Here is a 17,938-nt window from a genome sequence, read left to right on the forward strand (position 1 = left end):
TTTATAAATGGAGGAAATGTTATGAGAGGAAAAGAACTTCTCACACCTGTACAAAGGGAAGAACTATTACATATTTCTGTTGAAACAGAACATGAGCTAGCATTGCATTACACATTTTCTACAGAGGATCTTGAAATCATTAATCAACATCGTAGAGATCACAATCGTTTAGGATTTGCTGTTCAGCTCTGTATCTTACGATATCCTGGATGTACTGTTACGAATATGCCAGCAATTCCTGAAGGACTCTTAAAGTTTGTTGCTAAACAAATCAGTGTAGACCACACGGTCTATGAAGCATATGCAAAACGCGAACCTACTAGGCGAGAGCACTTAGAAGAAATACGTAAAGAATATGGATATCGTAACTTTACTATTCGTGATTATCGAAGGATTTCTAAATTTCTACAACCCTATGCATTAGAAAATGGAAATACAATGTATCTGATTCAAACTGCATTACAAGAACTACGAAAAGAGAAAATTATTTTACCTGCAATACCAACAATAGAACGAGCTGTATGGGAAGTACGTAAGCGCACAGAAGAAAAGATTTTTAAAGTACTAACCTCCTCTTTGACTTCTTCACAACAAGAAAAGTTAGATAGACTACTCCATCCAATGCCTAATACTTCAAAAACTTATTTATCGTGGCTGAGAGAAATACCTGGCCAATTTTCTCCTGATGCATTTTTAAAAGTAATTGAACGCTTAGATTACATAAGAAGATTGTCATTAAAGCTTGATACCAAAGATTTACATCCAAATCGAATACGACAATTATCTCGAATAGGAGCAAGGTATGAACCCTTCTCGTTTCGACGATTTCACAGTACCAAAAAATATGCGATCATGATTGCATATTTAATAGATTTAACGCAAGACTTGGTTGATCAAGCATTTGAGATCCATGATAAACAAATCATGAATCTTCAACTAAAAGGAAGAAAACAGCAAGAAGAAATTCAAAAACAGAATGGAAAATCAGTTAATGAAAAAATTAATCATTACGCGAATTTAGGAACAGCTTTAATCAAAGCTAGACAAGAAAATTTAGACCCATTTTTATTATTAGAAACTGTTATGCCTTGGGAAACATTTTTGGCTTCTGTAGAAGAAGCCAAAAAATTATCTCGCCCTATGAATTATGATTATCTTGATTTATTAGAAAGTCGTTATAATTATTTACGTAAGTATACGCCAACATTACTCAGAGCTTTAGAATTTCGCTCTACCAAGTATGCAAACCCAGTTTTATTAGCTTTAGATACTATTCATGAGTTAAATGAATCTGGAAAACGAAAAGTCTCAGAAGGTGCTCCATTAGGCTTTGTTTCTAAACGTTGGGAAAGATATGTATATGATGAAGATGGAAGTATTAATCGGCATTTTTATGAATTGGCTGCATTTACTGAACTTCGAAATTATGTACGTTCAGGAGATATATCTATTGTAGGAAGTAGACAACATAAAGACTTTGATGAATACCTTGTTTCACAACAAGAATGGACAGAGAGTAAAGATATTGGTACCAGGCTAGCAGTTCCGGTTCAAGTAGAGGAGTACATAAAAGAGCGCACTAAAACCCTTTTACATCGAATTCAAAGTTTTTCAGAGAATATAAATTCTTTAGAAGGCGTGGATTTAGAAAAAGGCAGTTTACGTATTCATCGTTTAGAACGAGATGTCCCAGAAGACGCCAAGAAATTAAGCGCTAAGCTATACAATATGTTACCACGTATCAAACTAACAGATTTACTGTTAGAAGTATCGAATTGGACTGAATTTGAACAGCAACTGGTTCACGCATCAACAAATAAACCGCCTAAAGGCGATGAAATTGTTATATCCCTCGCTGCAATGATGGCGATGGGAACTAACATTGGTCTAACTAAAATGGCTGATGCTACTCCAGGCATTTCTTATCATCAGTTAGCTCACGCTAGCCAGTGGAGAATGTATGATGATGCTTTTCAACGGGCTCAATCCATACTCGTAAACTTTCAGCATAAAATTCCTTTATCCTCTTATTGGGGAGATGGAACTACTTCATCATCGGATGGAATGAGAGTTCAAATTGGGGTCTCTTCTCTCAGTGCTAGTTTCAATCCACACTATGGGACAGGAAAAGGAGCAACTATCTATCGATTCGTAAGTGATCAATTTTCTTCCTTTTATACAAAAGTGATTAATACAAATGCTAGGGATGCTGTGCATGTTATCGATGGATTATTACACCATGAATCCGATTTAGTTATCGAAGAACACTACACAGATACAGCTGGTTATACAGACCAAGTCTTTGGATTGGCACATTTATTAGGGTTTCGATTTGCACCTCGTTTACGCGATTTAGCCACTTCTAAATTGTATACAATAGGTTCACCTAAAGAATTCTCAAATATTGAAGCTTTAATACGGGGACAAATTAATATGAAGTTAATTTATGATAATTATGATGATGTTTTACGGTTAACCCATTCTATCCGAGAAGGTAAAGTATCGGGTGCATTAATTATGGGGAAATTAGGGTCTTATACTCGTCAAAATAAAGTAGCAAAAGCTTTAAGAGAAATAGGAAGAATTGAGAAAACAATTTTTATTTTAGATTACCTTTCAGATAAAACAATGCGTAGGCGTATCCAACGAGGATTGAATAAAGGAGAGGCTATGAATGCACTAGCTCGAGCGATTTTCTTTGGGAAACATGGTGAATTGCGAGAACGAGCGCTACAAGATCAGCTTCAAAGAAGTAGCGCACTAAACCTTTTAATTAATGCGATTAGTGTATGGAATACAGTTTATTTAAGTGAAGCAATAAAAGTTTTGAAGAAAAAAGAAAAATTTGATGAAGAGCTATTAAAACATATTTCTCCATTAGGATGGGAACATATTAATTTCCTAGGAGAATACCGATTTAATAAGAAAGAAATTGCACCTTTAGAATCTCTTCGACCACTACAAACAAATTAACAGTAAAAAGCCGATTCTCCCTTAGCGTACAAAAAATCGGCTTTTTCTATGTGAAAAATTGCTTAGCGTACGAAATTCGCGTTTTGTTGGTGCTACCCCTTTATGATATTTTCCCATAATAATCACCATTATATGTATGTTTTTATTAAAACTACCGATAATGGCAATTATGTAAAAAGTAAACGAATATACGTATTTATCAAAAAATCCTAACCTTAATTATTTTCAAGATGGAAGAATCAAAAAAGGTACAGAATATATACAGATAGATATGGAGATTTTAATGAACTCTCTTCAACTAGGACAAACATGTGAAATGTCCAACGCTTATGTAGGAATGACTAATCGATAGCTTTTTATATAGCTTAAAGTAATTTTTAATCAAACTTTATTCTAAACCTACAGAAGAAACGCAACAGTAAAAAACTTTGCGTTTCTTTTTTATTGATATATTTATTGGAAACTACTTTGCACTTCCCGGCACAGTTGCTCCTTCTCCCCCTAAAAGAAGGATTAGAAGCAAGTAAGAAACGTGGAAAAAGATTAGATAGGCCCAAATTAGAAAAAGAAAAACTCTCAATTGCATTACGCATGTATGACAGTAAAGAATACTCTATTAAAGAAATTGTAGAAGGAACTGGTGTATCACAAGGTTCTCTTTATCGAGCAATTAATCAACGAAAATTAGAAGAAACATAGAATTAATAAACCTCTAAGTTTTTCGATGCTCCCTTTACATATCCAAGAGCCAATTTACTCTTAACGGGGTAAAATACGGCTCTTTTCGCATATACATTTGCTTAGCGTGGTTTTTTTCCAAAATGCTGGCGGTACCCCTCATATATTTATCAATAGTACGTCGATCAACATTCAATTCCCTTGCTAGTTGACTTTTATTTACCTTCATCTTTAAGTTCTCCATTAAGTTTTTTAAATTAGGTAAGTCTGTAAGACTGCTAACCTCAAATTCTGTTGGAATATCTAGATTGATATACACACTAACCACCTCAGAGTCAGTATGTAGAATCCTGTTGAAAATGTACATGCTTATTCAAGTGTTACTGTACATATTTAAACTATCATTTATAGACAGCTAAGTTAAAGACTGAGAACCGACAATTAAAGCAACAAATCGAGATTTTAAAAAAGTACAAGGAATTGGAAAGGAAGTGGTACCAGAAATCGCAGTGAACCTAGTGGAAGAGTTAAAAGAACAAATCCCTATTTATCAAATCTGTTTCCATCTTGGTATTCCTCGGTCCACTTACTACCGTTGGAAGCAGCATAGTCAACAGGATACACGAAAGAAATGGATGGAACAGCAAGTGGGTGAACAATGTCGTGCACACAAGTTTCGATATGGCTATCGGAAGATCACAGCTGTACTCAAGCGAACCATGAAGATTAACCACAAGTTTGTGCAGCGTACCATGCAGAAATACGGTTGGCAATGTCGCGTTAAACGGAAGAAACGGCAGCGAACAGGGCAACTTTATCAGGTTGCAGAGAATGTATTAAATCGTGACTTTCGAGCTGAACGCCCTCTTCAAAAGCTCGTGACCGATATTACGTACTTGCCTTTTGGGCCGAAACCATTGTATCTTTCAAGTATTCAAGATTTATTTAACGGAGAAATTATTGCGTATTCCATTGGTGATTGTCAAAATGTCGCGTTTGTTTTAGACACGCTTAACCAACTCCCTTCTCTACCGGAAGGGTGCACGTTGCATAGTGATCAAGGCTCTGTGTACACATCGTATGCTTATCAACAAACAATTAAAGAGAAAGGCATTATCATGAGTATGTCCCGAAAAGGGACGCCTGCAGATAATGCCTCAATTGAATCGTTTCATTCCTCACTAAAGTCTGAAACGTTCTACCTTGACGAGTTGACATACACTACGACTACCATCATAGAGCAAACCGTCAAAAGCTATATTACGTATTATAACCATGCCCGTATTCAAACAAAATTAAACAACCAGTCTCCTGTACAATACAGAAAACGGGTTGTTTAAAAGGTGTTTTGATTCCTGTCTCAAAAACAGGGGTCAGTCCCCGCTAAATAGATAGCGTCTTTTTTGTATATGCGTAACCCCCCGAGTTTCTAAAGACGTTCCCGTCCTACCTCGCAGCAGGTGTACAGTCCCCCTGTTTCCGCATATATGTAAACTTCCGTAAACAAATGTAACTAACAAAAAGTAAGTTAAGCCTTACAACCGCAAGGGATTCACCGTTTCATCGCTAAAATTACACGAGTTTACATCAATATAAATATTCGAATTATACGATATGTAAGATAAATAAAAAGGGCTGCGCTTTATCCAACGTGAGAGCGCTAGCTTATGTTAGACGTACAATTGCTAGTAGAAGTGTTAACTCCTATATTATACCATTACGCCTAATATGAAGTATAGTAAACCATAGTTTCCAAATGAGACACAAGGTATATCTTTTTGTATAGAAAATAACTTTTGGAATCTATAACCAAGATAGGTTATAATACGAGTATACGAAAAAAGCCCACCGTATTGGTAGTACGATAGGCTTCGCAAGGTGGTGAATACATATGGATGCAATCACCGTTACTGCGGTTTGCTCTTTACTCATGGTTGTTATGGGAATGATTAACATGAGCAAAGGAAAGAAGTAATATTTTATCTAAAGTCTTTCAGTGTTGGTAGCACTGAGAGGCTTTTTTATTTATATAGTATTCCACATTTAATGCAGAATATTACTTATAAACCTGTAGTTTACTAATTAGGTATGCAAAGTCTTCATTTTGAGAACATTTAGCTCATTGTTGTCCCTAAGGCAACATAAAGATTAAAAGAATAATTTAATAGGTTCACTTTAAGTGAACTTATGTTTTCCCAGAACCTGTTGTCATCCCACCGCCACCAGGATCGTTATGCTAACTTTTTTCATCAAAATCGATACTTTTTGTATCCTTATAGCAACATTATAGCTTAACTAAGAGCACAGTTACAAGAAAAGTTTGCTTTTAGTAAACCTCTTTCTCTGACTAACCTCTGATTAATTTCTGACTAATCTCTGATTAATTTAAGGTTCACTTTAGGTTAACTTTTGATTTAGATAATGAACTTCATACCATACCACACTACTTCATTAACGGCTACTTTCCGCCTTTCTACTTGATTTTGGTTGACGCATTTACTAGCAGATGGAGGAAGGTCTAGGAAACGTGGCGCAGACTTCACCCCTACTCACAAAGACAAAAGCTATCAATGCGAATAAGAGGTAAAGCGCAAATACTAGCGTCAGTCGTTGGCTGAGGTTGCCGAGTATGCCCCTTCCGACTTTAGACTTTCGCCTATATCGTCTTTCTACATTGCAGCATGTCCCACAATGCGATTATCTAACGATACACCCTGTTCCCGTAAGAACAACATGCGTCCACTCCTTACCGTTTATGCCCGTAATCAGCTAGACCTACACCCGCACGGAAGGGGATATGCGTTGAATGTGTAGCGCTAGTGTTTGCGGCGGTCTAGCTCCCCTTTTACGTTTTTATAGCGGTACGGCTTCCGCTTTTTGACTTACCGCAGCTGCCTAAAAAAGGCATCACTAAAGACAACTTGCACCCTTCGATTTTTTTCGATAGAATGAAGCTAGCGGCTGTCTAGTATTTAGTTATTAGATAGCAAATGGTTTGTTTTGAGTCTCCAGTTGGCGCTGGGGACTTTTTATTTATCTCTATATTCCGTAGTCGTTCTTAGCGGCTACTTTTTCGTATTGCTCTTTCACTGCCTCGTCGTTCAATCGGACATATCGCATAGTTGTCGTAATGTCTGCATGTCCCATAATTCGCATTAATGCGTTAACACTTCCACCATTTCGTAAGAAGTTCGTAGCAAAGGTATGACGCAAGCTATGAGGCGACGGGCGGCATTCTTTTAAAAGCCCCGCTAACGTACCATAACGATACATACGCTTACGTAGTAAATCATTATCTATTACTTTGCCTTCCTGCGTTAGAAAGACGTTTGTAACACCTTCAAAGTACTCCCGACTCTCGTCTATAAGCATTCGTAGCTCTTCCGCTACCTTCTTCGTCATAGGTACAGCTCTAGTTTTACGGTTCTTATTCTTAGCGCCTGCTAACATAATCGTAAGGTTATCAAAATCTATATCGTTAGCCTCTAGCTGATTTACTTCGTTTACACGCAACCCGCAGTGCAACATAAGCAGCATGGCGCAGTAATCTCTATAGCCTGCATAGGTCGTCTTATCTACCACACGAAAAATGCGCTTTATCTGATTATGATTTAGCGTAAAAATCGGCGCTTCATCGGTACGTAACTTTACAAAGTCTACAGCGGGATTGCTTTTAATGTAGCCCTGCTCATTCAATCGCTTAAAGACCGACTTCAACGCCGATATGCGAATATTTACAGTGGCAGGTGCTAACTCTCGATTAAGCAGCTTATTAATATACATTTGTACATGTGCCGCCGTAATGATCTCGACTTTCTCAATGTTCAATTCTCGCATGAAATAACGAAAGAGCTTGCTGTAATCATCTATAGTACGCTTTCTAAATCCCTCTGTCCGAAATGCCTGCGCAGCAATCGCTATCGCCGCTTCTGTGTCTAGTGCTTCCGCAGTACCAATAAAATCAACTACTTCTCTTCGTCTTTTTACTACTCGTATACTTTTAGACATAATAAAAAAAGAGCCCCCTATCTGAAACGAATTTCAGACGGAAGCTCTCCGCATATGTACTATCATTATCTTCATTTGGTTACACGTAGCACCTTTTTACTATGCGACAATAATTCGCTAATGCCTACGTAGGACGTTTGCGGTTTGTTCCCGCTCAAGTTAAGCGTTAAAAACTCCGACAAACAGCTTTATACCGCACCCTAAAGCACATTTGGTTTCCTTTGTCATATAAGACGTGGTACCGGAAACCACCGCTCTATCCGACTGAGCTATGGGCGCATGATAATAGAAAACACTTCATTTTCTTCTCATAATAATAGCAATAAAATCCATCTAAATCAATAAAAATATCCCCGTAATCCTTTATGCCGCTTAGTTATGAGTATATTAACAAAGCACTCACCCCTAAATTTTCCAATCATAAATTCAACCCAACTCACAAATTATAATCTTTGAATTGATATTCCAAAGGGGGCTTCATTCAATGACTGTAATTACAAAATTAAAGCAAACTGTTTCTGGATTAAAAAGTGCACAAGCTAGCTTAGAGGGATTCGCTCTTGATACGGATAACCAACAAGCTAAGCAACTTTTCCAAACAGCTGCGCAGCAAATTCAAACGATTATCGATTCTTTAAACCCACGTGTTGAAGAAATCCAACAAGAAGAACCACAATACTCACAGCAATAACGGATTCGTCATGCTGTGAAATAGAAAAAGGATGATATGCAGTCATCCTTTTTCTATCACATTACATATTGCAATAGAAATGGAATGATAATTATGCGAAAACTCGGCCTCATAACCGCATTATTTGCCCTTCTATTTAGCTCTTTTACCGGATGTGATAATAGTCCTTTAGATAAAAAAGTGAAAGAAGAAGCAAAACGAACGGAGAAAGAAAAAGGTCCAAAGTTAACAAAGACGAGTACGGAATCCTTTAATCAATCTATATCACAAGGAGCGAAGAAAAGGGCTCTCGCTATGGATGGGATTATAAAAAGCGCGGCAGTAAATTCAAATTTAGATCTCTACATAGCAGTTATACCGGAGCATCACGAAAGGTTTGGATTAAAACCTCTTCGTAAGAAGCTTCAAAAGCAGCTAAGTGATGAGCATCCTACTTTCGATGTTCGTGTCAGTACAGATAAAAAAATCTTTATGTTACTCGAAAAACTCGAAAGAAAAATTAAGGAAAAAGAAGTATCTAAAGATGAAATTAATAAACAATTAAAATTCATTGGTAAAAAAATGGAGTCTAACACTTAACGCTTTTTTTTTAAGAAAAGGAAGGATCGCAATGTCTAGTAAAGATAAAAACTTAACCCCTGTACAACAGGAGTATAAAAAATTCGAACAAGAACGAGAACCGAAGCGCCCTGTCTTGAAAAATTGTATAAAAGCCTTTTTCGTCGGCGGTTTTATTTGCTTCATCGGACAACTCATTTCTACATTTTATATCACATATTTTGATTTCACTGAACGCTCAGCAGGAAATCCAACAGTCGCAACTCTTATTTTCATCTCCATGTTATTAACTGGATTTGGTATATACGATCGGTTTGGTCAATTTGCCGGAGCAGGCACAGCTGTACCTGTCACTGGATTTGGTAACTCCGTTATTGCCGCATGTATCGAACACCGCACAGAAGGTTTTGTACTCGGCGTTGGTGGTAACATGTTTAAATTAGCTGGTTCTGTTATTTTATTTGGTGTATTTTCCGCTTTCGTCATCGCACTTATTAAAACGATTCTCGTTCAATGGGGAGGGCTATAAATGTTACAAGGACACCGAACGTGGGTATTTGAAAACAAACCAGTTATTATTTCGACGGGAGTCGTTGGCGGGCCGTTTGAAGCTAAAGGCAAAATTCCAGAAGACTTCGATACCCTCCATGAAGATTTATGGCTCGGACAAGATTCCTATGAAAAAGCACATAAAATTTTGTTCGAAGAAGCTTGTAGCCGCGCTACTGAAAAGGCAAAACTTCGTAAAGACGATATTCAATTTGTACTCGCAGGCGATTTAATTAATCAAATTACCCCTACAAGCTTTGCTTGCCGTACACTGGGCACTCCTTATCTCGGACTATTCGGCGCTTGTTCTACTTCTATGGAAGGTTTAGCACTTGGAGCAAGTATCGTAAATGCAAAAGGCGCAAAATATTTATTAACTGGTGCATCCAGTCATAATACAGCTGTAGAAAAACAGTTCCGCTATCCTACCGAATATGGTGGGCAAAAACCACCTACCGCGCAGTGGACAGTAACCGGAGCAGGAGCTGCTATTTTAAGCGATACTGGACACGGTCCTAGGGTAACATCTGCCACAATCGGACGAGTGGTTGATATGGGATTAACAGATCCATTTAATATGGGAGGTGCAATGGCTCCAGCTGCCGTTGATACAATTGAAGCCCATTTACGCGAACGACAAATTGATGCCTCTTACTACGATTTAATCGTAACGGGTGACCTCGGACATGTAGGACGCGAAATTGCTTATGACTTATTACATAAACACGGAACGAAAGTAACGAGCGAACAGTTTCAAGATTGCGGGCTGCTCATTTATAGAGAAGGGCAACCTGTCATTGCTGGCGCTAGTGGACCAGGGTGTTCCGCAACGGTCGTATACGGTCACTTATTAAACCGAATGAAAAGAGGAGAGTTTAATAAAATACTTGTCGTTGCGACAGGCGCTTTACTATCTCCACTTACATTCCAACAAGAAGAAACGATTCCGTGTATCGCTCATGCCGTTTCGATTGAATTTGGAGGTGCAACGCAATGATTTTTTTCTGGGCTTTCGTCATTGGCGGACTTATATGTGTAATCGGCCAACTTATGTTTGATGTTGGAAAGCTAACACCAGCTCATACAATGGCAACACTCGTTGTTGCTGGAGCTATATTAGATGGATTCAATTTGTATGAACCATTAATTGATTTCGCTGGAGCTGGGGCAACTGTACCTATTACAAGCTTTGGTAATGCCCTCGTTCACGGTGCAATGGAAGAAGCTGCAAAACATGGCATCGTTGGCGTTATTACCGGCATGTTTAAAGTAACAAGCGCCGGTGTATCCGCAGCTATTATTTTCGGCTTCATCGGAGCATTGCTATTCAAACCGAAAGGATAAGGTGTTCGTATGACAGTTATCGCTAGCGTCAAAACCTGCCTTGCTAGTGTAAGAGGCGCTCAAGCAAGTTTAAGCTCCCTTTCACTACATTCACAGGACGCAGAATCAAAACGTGTATTTCATGAATGTATGTTAGAAATGGACAGCATCATCGCTGATTTACAAAATAGAGTTTCAGTATTAGAACGTGAAGAACCTCAATATAAAGGGTTTTAAGTAGACTGGAGGAAATGACTATGTCTCACCTGCCGGAATGGACACTTGTCATTCTTCGCTCTGTATTCATATTAATTATTTTATTCGCTATTACGAAATGGTTAGGGAAAAGACAAATCTCTCAGCTCTCCTTTTTTGAATACATAGCCGGAATGACAATCGGTGACATCGCTGCCCAAGTATCTACAGGGCTCGATTCAAAATTTTTTCACGGCGTCTTTGCGATACTCATTTTCGCTGTGGTACCTTTTTTAACAGGAATCCTTTCTTTAAAGAACAAAACAGCTCGAGACTTCTTTGAAGGGAAATCTACCGTATTAATAAAAGATGGAAAGATACTCGAAGATAACTTAAAGAAAGAAAAATATACAAGTGACGAATTACTGGAACTTCTCCGTGGAAAAGATGCTTTCAGCGTAGCTGATGTTGAATTTGCTGTACTAGAACCGAGCGGAGAACTAAATGTATTATTAAAGAAAGATCGCCAACCACTCACAGCAAAAGACATCGGTTTAAAAGTAGCAAACGAAAAAGAACCACAAACTGTTATTATGGATGGCAATGTCTTAGATGAACCGCTATCCGCAAGTGGACATAACCGCGCTTGGCTACATGCTGAACTAGAAAAGCTCGGTGTTGTTATCGAAAATGTCTTTCTCGGTCAAGTTGATTCATACGGACAACTGACTATCGACATTTATAATGACAAACTACAAATGCCTTCTCCTCAAAACAAACCTTTATTATTAGCATCATTAAAAAAATGTCATGCTGATCTTGAACTATTTTCTTTAGAAACAAAGTCGAAATCAGCAAGCGAAATGTATAGTAAAAACGCGAAACAAATCGAAAAGATTTTAAATAAAGTGACCTATCTTTTAAAAGAATAGATATCGAAAGAACGCTTCAGTAAAAAAGGCGTTCTTTTCTTTTTTTCTACAGTTTTTATAAGGACCAGCCGCAGTATGACTGAAGAGAGCTCTTTTATTTTTGTTCCGCAATAAGGCCAGATTGTTGAATAAGGATTGTAGTTAATTATGGTTTTACATACAATTATTGAACTATTGGAAGATAAGTTTAATATCAACCTCGGTGAGCTTTTCATAAGTAAATGAGGTTCTTCACAAGTAATTCGTGAACTAATCAACTGCCCCAGTTCGTTTTATTTCTACCTTAATATTTGGTTTTAAATTTAATGTGGAATACTTTCCTCTCAAATCTTTTTCATTTAAATTGGAATATTTTCTTATACTTTTTATTTTTCTTCCAATGCCAATTGGATCAGTATTTAATTTTCTAAACTCCTCAAGAATATCCCCGAATTCTTTGTTTAGTTCTTCTTCAATTATTAGCTCCATTTTTTTTATTGATTCCTTATTTTTAAGAGTAACAGAAGGCTGTAATTCTATAGTTGAAACTAAAATAGATGCATTTAAATTAACCGACTCTTCCTGAGATAATTCAACATTTCCGCGGTACTTTATTGGGTGAATTGTAATATTAAATTTATCTCCTTTTTGCTTTTCGACTAGTTTTATTCCCTTTTCTTCTAATACCTCTGCAGGAATATTTAAAGTTATATCCCCCAAAAAAGCATTATGATTGGTGAATAATTTTATATACAGGGTTTTTTTCATGGAAATAGAACCAACCATTTTATCATCCCTAAATAATGCAACCCCATCTAAATAGGGTGCTACACCATTCTCATTCGATAGAATAGGTAAGGTAGGATCGATACCAATTTCATATAGTGTGGAAATAAAATCATGCAAGTTGGAGTTTATTAACATTTCCTTCTTTTCGTGCTTATCTAATAATTGATAAATATATGACCCCATTTCAGGGTATTCTTCATAGTTTTTATTATTAATTGTACTCTCAGCATTGTTTGTAATTGCCAAAAAAATTAAAGATCCGATGCTACTATCTCGTTGCATTGTATCTAGAAAAGATGAAATCCCTATCATTTTTGTCATATATTTATCAAATAAAATTGTCCTTAATTGACCAGAAGTAATGTCGTGGCTTGTCTGTTGTTCTAAATTTTGTCTTATTTGTTTGCTTTGTAGTTTCCGACGGCAGAATGGTTACACTCGTCTTTCTTCTTACGGTCGAATTGTAACAAGCTAATAGTGCCTTTGTATGTATTCTCATCAAGTAAGTCAAAACCAATAATAGTTGAAATTCCTTGCCTTTCTAATATTTTTTCAGGTGGCATACATGCCGTACAGAGAAAGAAACAAAGTAGTAGAATAAGCCATATTTTCATTTTTTCAACTCCGTTTTGAACGTGAAAAGATTTTAGATTTAATGATTGAAATGAAATATAAGAATATTGGATAGATAAACCATAGGTAAAAGCCTACTTGACCAACTTTATCAAACAAAAGGTTATTGTCGACTCTTTTTGTGATAAAAAAACTCGTGATAAAAATGATTATTGAGATTACCCATATTCCATGTTTTAGTTTTAAATGAAATATTTGTTTAACTCCTTTGGAAGAAATGAATAGGATTATACATAAATTTGGAAAAATAACTAATATCCATAATGAAACTGCTATAAATTCAAAGCGCTCAATAAATGGAAAATGGACAGCGCTTATCATACTGACAATAGGCCAGATCTGTTTTTCTAATTCTTTAGGGCTAAAAAATAATATGGAAATAACAGTTGCAATTAAAACAAGAAGTGTGGTAAACCAGATTGCTAATTGACTGAATAGAAGTAGTTTTTTTTTCTCCTTTATAAAAGGAAAAATAAAAAATAAAGTCTCAAAACCCAACATTGTATAACTGCTTTTAAAAACTCCTTTCATCATTTCTGACGGAGTTGTCGACATGATGGGTAAAATTCTAGTTAAGTTTATGGAATCAAGTGGTTGATACATCACAAATAGCAGCCATATTGTCATTAAAAAGGATAAGAAGCATATTCCTGCAACTACTCTGAATCCACCTAATACTGCATAAATTGTTACTAATAATAGTGCTAAAGTGCCTACCCATTCATAAACTCCTTCATATCCCCATGTTAGGGACAATTCAACATAACTGATGATGATGGAGTAATGTGCTGCAATAAAGTAAATGACAATAAAGGTATTGATAATACTACCTATAAAGCGGCCAAATAAATTTTCGTGTATTTCATAAAGATTACAGTTTTCATGTTTTTTTAGTATGCTAATAATAATCCAAGTGATAATACTAATGAATAGACCGGATAGTAAAACTGAGATCCAAGCATCTTTCTTAGATTCAAGATAAATAATTTTCGGGACTCCAAGTATGCCCATACCAATTTGCGAAGTGTGTATGATAAAGAAAGCCATATAGGCATTTACAAAACTAATATTTGATTTCATTATCCACCTCAAAATTCATCTAAATCTTTTTCTGTTTTTTTAAATCTCCACCTTGTGCGGAATGAATCTTTTGGGCGATTGACAACAGGACGTCTCATATAAAAATGGTGGGGTAGACGTATTAAGAAGTATTTTATATCCTTAATCCTAAAAGGGTATAGAGGTGCAAGATAAGGTTTGTTTAATGATGTCAATTTTAACAAGTGGACCATCATTACACAGACACCGATAATAATCCCATTTAATCCCCAAACACCTGCTAGAATAATGAAAGGAAATCTAGCAATTCTGATAGCAGTGCCCATTTCATAAATAGGAGCCGTAAATGCCCCTAATGCACTAAATGCCACAATAATAATAAAATGTTGCTAGTTTAAACCTGCCCAACAGTTGCTTGGCCAATAACAATACCTCCACAATCCCCATTGTTTGCCCTACTTTTGACGAAGGCGTGCCCCAGCCTCTCTAAGTAATTCAATTAATAATTCGAGTAAAAGTGCTTCTAGCAAAGGTGGAAAAGGACTTGTGAACGTGATTGCCCAATTATAAGTAACAATTTAGATGGAATTAGTTCAAAGTGAAATGTCATGGTTGCAACATAAATGCTGTAAGAAATAGTGACCCTGCCATAGCAAAATAATCGTATAAATCTTATAAAGTACTTAAGGACCATCTCAAAATATATATCTTCTGTTGATTCAAAAACGAAAAAAAATTAGCAGTCCCAATAATAGCAATTGGACTTTCATCTATAAGAACACCAATCCGTCCGTTTAAAATAGAGTAGAGGAATCTATCGGGCAACTCTGTTAATATAAACTGTGGAAAAAATGAGTAATGATTATCTTCAAGACATTGTGCCAATACTGAACTGTCACTTATATTATCAGTTTTTATATTTTCAAACTTCTCCTTAAGTGTTTTAAGTGTGTCATCATCCGCTATATCTTTAAGATATATAATTCTTACTTGCTTCTTAACACGTTCTCCTATTTTTAATTCATCTGTACACAAATTAGAATCATTTAGATTTTGTCTTATAATCTTAATGTTAGAAGATAATGATTCTGTAAACGATATTTTAGGACCGTATACCAATGATTCTGTTTCTGCTTTCTCAATAGATCTTTCAATAGGGTTGGCGCAATTTACCATAAATGCTTTACTTTCGTCTGATAAGTAAATATAAGCGAATCCATTTAAGAGGGAAGAGATAATCTCTTGTTCCTTAAGGTTTTTCTTTACTTCGTTCATTGGTATGTTTTTCAATAAATAAGAGTAAGTTATGTATTCTATCGGAAGTTGTTGAATGTATTTAATTACATACTCATTTAGAAACTCTTGTTTAATTAAATTTTTCATGAAAATAACTTCGAGACAATCTCCACCAACTTCAAGTGTTCTACACATTAAGTCTGGTGATTCGTTGAGGATGTATTTAATTTTTTCATAATTAGGGCAGTTATTTTTATTTAGATGGAGTGTCATTTGAAACATATCCTTCAATAGTTTTTTTTTTTAGTATTTGAAGTAGGAATCATTTTATACTTGTTTTAATAAAAAAGTAAGGATTGAGAGTAATTTTAGGACCTATGGTTCTGAAACGAATATGGAACAAGGAATTTTAGATGGTAACCAACAACATGTTGTAGAAATCAATTGGCCAGAACTAGCTGGTATATATGAGGTTGAATTTAATGAAATGTGGGGCAGTTCTACATTATCTTTTGATAAAGTAAATTCTAACATCAGTACTCGTAAAATCGATAATACAACACATGTTATTGATATTAACGGTAAAACACCGGAGGCGCGTTCGAAGTGTTTGTAAAACAGCAATCTCATAATTGATTCGGTTAACCCTCTCCATTCCCTTACTATCCGTCTCAATAATGATATCCTTCCATTTGGGCTGGATCACTCCTTCAATAGGAACTTCGTCATTAGCTGCAAAAAAACGTTGACCACTATCACCATATTCTCGAATTAGTTGAAGAGCTTCAATGACAGGTTGATGAGATTGATTATTAGATCTGAACGTAAGATTTTTTAAGATATTACAGAAAGCAATCCGATAATGCCCCCGATAGGAAGAATGCATCTTTATATAGATTTTTTCTTTGTATTCTCGGTTATTTCTTGTCATGTCTTTAATAATATCCCGAATTGTTGAAGCGCCTACAATCGGATATAGAGTATCTTGAATAATTCCATCTGGATGATTAACCGTCGCTTTTAATAAGTTGATAATATGTTTATTTTTCCCTTGAACCCTTTCAACTCTTCTACTGCTTCTTTACGGGTAGTATTCTTGGCCTTATTTCCGAACTTGAGAGTGATTTCATCCAACAGATCAGCTAAATAGTCGATAACTTCAGCATGACGATGCCAAAATGGCAAGTAAGGTGTAGCGAATGGGTGCTGGATGTGCTCGCAATTCCGTTACAGTCTCAGTAGCTGCACGAAGTCGATATTTCTTTAGTAATTTTGGAGTCATATGATGAAACAAAACCATTAGGAATTTGGAGATGTCGTATAGCTAACAGTTTTTTAACCTCCATCTCCATCGCATTTACACTTGGTTTACGAGGAGAAGATAATAGTTGACGAAAAGTTAAAATGTCGGTTCCTCTCCATCAGAATCCTCATCAGCATGGGACTCAAGTAAAGCATCTAACCGAGTGCACGTCTTAGCAGATAATTGCTGATATGTCATTTTATATAAGCTCTTTTCAAAAGTATCAATGGCAGAGTCAATCATACGCTTTAAGCTCCCAATAGAAGGAGGTTCAACTTTCCATTTACGAAAGAGACTGTATGCTTGGTTTTTAAATAGTCTGTATCATGTGTAGACTGAACTTGTTCTTCTAACCATTGTCCCAAACGATCATTATCTGTACGTGTAAGCTCCTGAAATCCAAAAAAATCCCTTATATTTTTTCGATGTCGGGTATAAGTCTTTTCTTTTCCACCCCAACTATATTCATCAAATTGATCATGCGAAACATCAAGCTGTTTCGCTATGTACTCGATCACTACTTTTGGGATGTCTTGCTTTTGGCTAGGGAATCTAGCTTTCTGTTGGAAATACTTTAGTAACACGGCAAAGCCCAAACGGTTCGTTTCTGTTTTATTCCCCATAGATAGATGTAGTTCATTTGGCATTAACATAAAGTTTGCTAAAAGCTCTTCTCATTCCAATTTTTCTTCACTGGTTCTCCCTCTGATCTACATGTTTTTTTAATAGTATAATTTCAAACATAGAGACCATCAAGATAACTAAGAAAAGCAGCAAAGCTAAACCATTTTTCTTTTATTGTAATATATCTGACGGACTAGAGCAGTAACCCTGTGATTAAGCCTGAAAAATATAGAATGACATTTAAGCACCTACATCAATTGGCTTTGGAAAAATGGTGATGCCATTCATCTACTACGAATGCATAGATTTTCTAAGAAAAAACAAAATCATACTGCTGCTATCACTACACTTGAAAGAATAGTGTGGGAAGCAAGGGCAATGGCTGAAAAGAAGCTATTTAACACGGTT

13 protein-coding genes and 7 pseudogenes are annotated in these 17,938 nt (G+C 36.2%); 13 read left to right on the forward strand and 7 right to left on the reverse strand.

Translation table 11 applies throughout. From position 1 onward, the window contains the following. Positions 1 to 21: 21 nt before the first annotated feature. From QCI73_RS29955 to QCI73_RS29965, 3 genes and pseudogenes are all read left to right on the forward strand, one after another. Positions 22 to 2,973, forward strand: a complete 2,952-nt coding sequence (locus QCI73_RS29955) for a Tn3 family transposase (RefSeq protein ID WP_076868479.1) — start codon at positions 22 to 24, stop codon at positions 2,971 to 2,973. Positions 2,974 to 3,175: 202 nt separating this feature from the next. After that, positions 3,176 to 3,322: pseudogene (locus tag QCI73_RS29960) on the forward strand (IS4 family transposase); the annotation flags it as partial. A 152-nt stretch (positions 3,323 to 3,474) separates the two neighbouring features. Continuing rightward, positions 3,475 to 3,672: pseudogene (locus QCI73_RS29965) on the forward strand (helix-turn-helix domain-containing protein); the annotation flags it as partial. 94 nt (positions 3,673 to 3,766) lie between these two features. On the opposite strand, the pseudogene QCI73_RS29970 reads toward QCI73_RS29965, so the two are convergent. Continuing rightward, a pseudogene (locus tag QCI73_RS29970) lies at positions 3,767 to 3,970 on the reverse strand (IS21 family transposase); the annotation flags it as partial. 98 nt (positions 3,971 to 4,068) lie between these two features. On the opposite strand from QCI73_RS29970, the pseudogene QCI73_RS29975 reads away from it, so the two are divergent. Beyond that, positions 4,069 to 4,991 (forward strand): annotated as a pseudogene (locus QCI73_RS29975) (IS3 family transposase); the annotation flags it as partial. A 1,699-nt stretch (positions 4,992 to 6,690) separates the two neighbouring features. On the opposite strand, the gene QCI73_RS29980 reads toward QCI73_RS29975, so the two are convergent. Next, the gene (locus QCI73_RS29980; protein WP_353824161.1) at positions 6,691 to 7,659 is read right to left on the reverse strand and encodes a tyrosine-type recombinase/integrase; all 969 of its coding nucleotides are present in this window, start codon (positions 7,657 to 7,659) and stop codon (positions 6,691 to 6,693) included. Positions 7,660 to 8,143: 484 nt separating this feature from the next. On the opposite strand from QCI73_RS29980, the gene QCI73_RS29985 reads away from it, so the two are divergent. The 7 genes from QCI73_RS29985 (at position 8,144) to QCI73_RS30015 (ending at position 11,907) form a co-directional block, all read left to right on the forward strand. Then, a complete protein-coding gene (locus QCI73_RS29985; RefSeq protein WP_000216161.1) occupies positions 8,144 to 8,350 on the forward strand; it encodes a DUF1657 domain-containing protein in 207 nt (68 codons plus the stop codon). 93 nt (positions 8,351 to 8,443) lie between these two features. After that, entirely contained in the window at positions 8,444 to 8,929 is a 486-nt protein-coding gene (locus QCI73_RS29990) for a YhcN/YlaJ family sporulation lipoprotein (RefSeq protein WP_001228548.1), read from the forward strand. 31 nt (positions 8,930 to 8,960) lie between these two features. Continuing rightward, entirely contained in the window at positions 8,961 to 9,437 is a 477-nt protein-coding gene (spoVAC, locus tag QCI73_RS29995; RefSeq protein ID WP_000095399.1) for a stage V sporulation protein AC, read from the forward strand. Next, positions 9,438 to 10,454 carry a stage V sporulation protein AD gene (gene spoVAD / locus QCI73_RS30000; protein ID WP_000938965.1) on the forward strand — a complete coding sequence of 339 codons (1,017 nt, stop codon included), beginning with the start codon at positions 9,438 to 9,440 and terminating at the stop codon, positions 10,452 to 10,454. Next, on the forward strand, positions 10,451 to 10,801 hold the full coding sequence (gene spoVAE, locus QCI73_RS30005; RefSeq protein ID WP_000575919.1) for a stage V sporulation protein AE: 351 nt from the start codon (positions 10,451 to 10,453) through the stop codon (positions 10,799 to 10,801). Before spoVAD ends, spoVAE begins: the two co-directional genes overlap by 4 nt. 9 nt (positions 10,802 to 10,810) lie before the next feature. After that, positions 10,811 to 11,017 (forward strand): DUF1657 domain-containing protein, encoded by a 207-nt coding sequence (locus QCI73_RS30010; RefSeq protein WP_000215900.1) that lies wholly within the window; start codon positions 10,811 to 10,813, stop codon positions 11,015 to 11,017. A 20-nt stretch (positions 11,018 to 11,037) separates the two neighbouring features. Further along, positions 11,038 to 11,907, forward strand: coding sequence for a DUF421 domain-containing protein (locus QCI73_RS30015; RefSeq protein ID WP_000018909.1), 870 nt, complete (start codon positions 11,038 to 11,040; stop codon positions 11,905 to 11,907). Positions 11,908 to 12,156: 249 nt separating this feature from the next. Here QCI73_RS30015 and QCI73_RS30020 read toward each other — a convergent pair whose 3' ends face one another. The 4 genes and pseudogenes from QCI73_RS30020 to QCI73_RS30030 all read right to left on the reverse strand — a co-directional run bounded on the left by QCI73_RS30020 (position 12,157) and on the right by QCI73_RS30030 (position 15,885). Then, positions 12,157 to 13,074, reverse strand: coding sequence for a Ger(x)C family spore germination protein (locus tag QCI73_RS30020; RefSeq protein WP_483299586.1), 918 nt, complete (start codon positions 13,072 to 13,074; stop codon positions 12,157 to 12,159). Beyond that, positions 13,071 to 13,289, reverse strand: a complete 219-nt coding sequence (locus tag QCI73_RS30930) for a hypothetical protein (protein WP_483299585.1) — start codon at positions 13,287 to 13,289, stop codon at positions 13,071 to 13,073. Before QCI73_RS30930 ends, QCI73_RS30020 begins: the two co-directional genes overlap by 4 nt. A 4-nt stretch (positions 13,290 to 13,293) precedes the next feature. Beyond that, positions 13,294 to 14,388, reverse strand: a complete 1,095-nt coding sequence (locus tag QCI73_RS30025) for a GerAB/ArcD/ProY family transporter (protein WP_353824162.1) — start codon at positions 14,386 to 14,388, stop codon at positions 13,294 to 13,296. Positions 14,389 to 14,396: 8 nt separating this feature from the next. Beyond that, positions 14,397 to 15,885 (reverse strand): annotated as a pseudogene (locus QCI73_RS30030) (spore germination protein). Positions 15,886 to 15,997: 112 nt separating this feature from the next. On the opposite strand from QCI73_RS30030, the gene QCI73_RS30035 reads away from it, so the two are divergent. Continuing rightward, positions 15,998 to 16,219 (forward strand): hypothetical protein, encoded by a 222-nt coding sequence (locus QCI73_RS30035; RefSeq protein WP_002081457.1) that lies wholly within the window; start codon positions 15,998 to 16,000, stop codon positions 16,217 to 16,219. Here QCI73_RS30035 and QCI73_RS30040 read toward each other — a convergent pair. Next, positions 16,190 to 17,600: pseudogene (locus QCI73_RS30040) on the reverse strand (DUF4158 domain-containing protein); the annotation flags it as partial. The gene QCI73_RS30035 and the pseudogene QCI73_RS30040 sit on opposite strands and share 30 nt — an antisense overlap. A 151-nt stretch (positions 17,601 to 17,751) precedes the next feature. On the opposite strand from QCI73_RS30040, the pseudogene QCI73_RS30935 reads away from it, so the two are divergent. Then, positions 17,752 to 17,938: pseudogene (locus QCI73_RS30935) on the forward strand (DUF4158 domain-containing protein); the annotation flags it as partial.

Origin of the sequence: Bacillus cereus group sp. MG16, from assembly GCF_040459875.1 — a bacterium.
GTDB lineage: Bacteria > Bacillota > Bacilli > Bacillales > Bacillaceae_G > Bacillus_A > Bacillus_A paranthracis.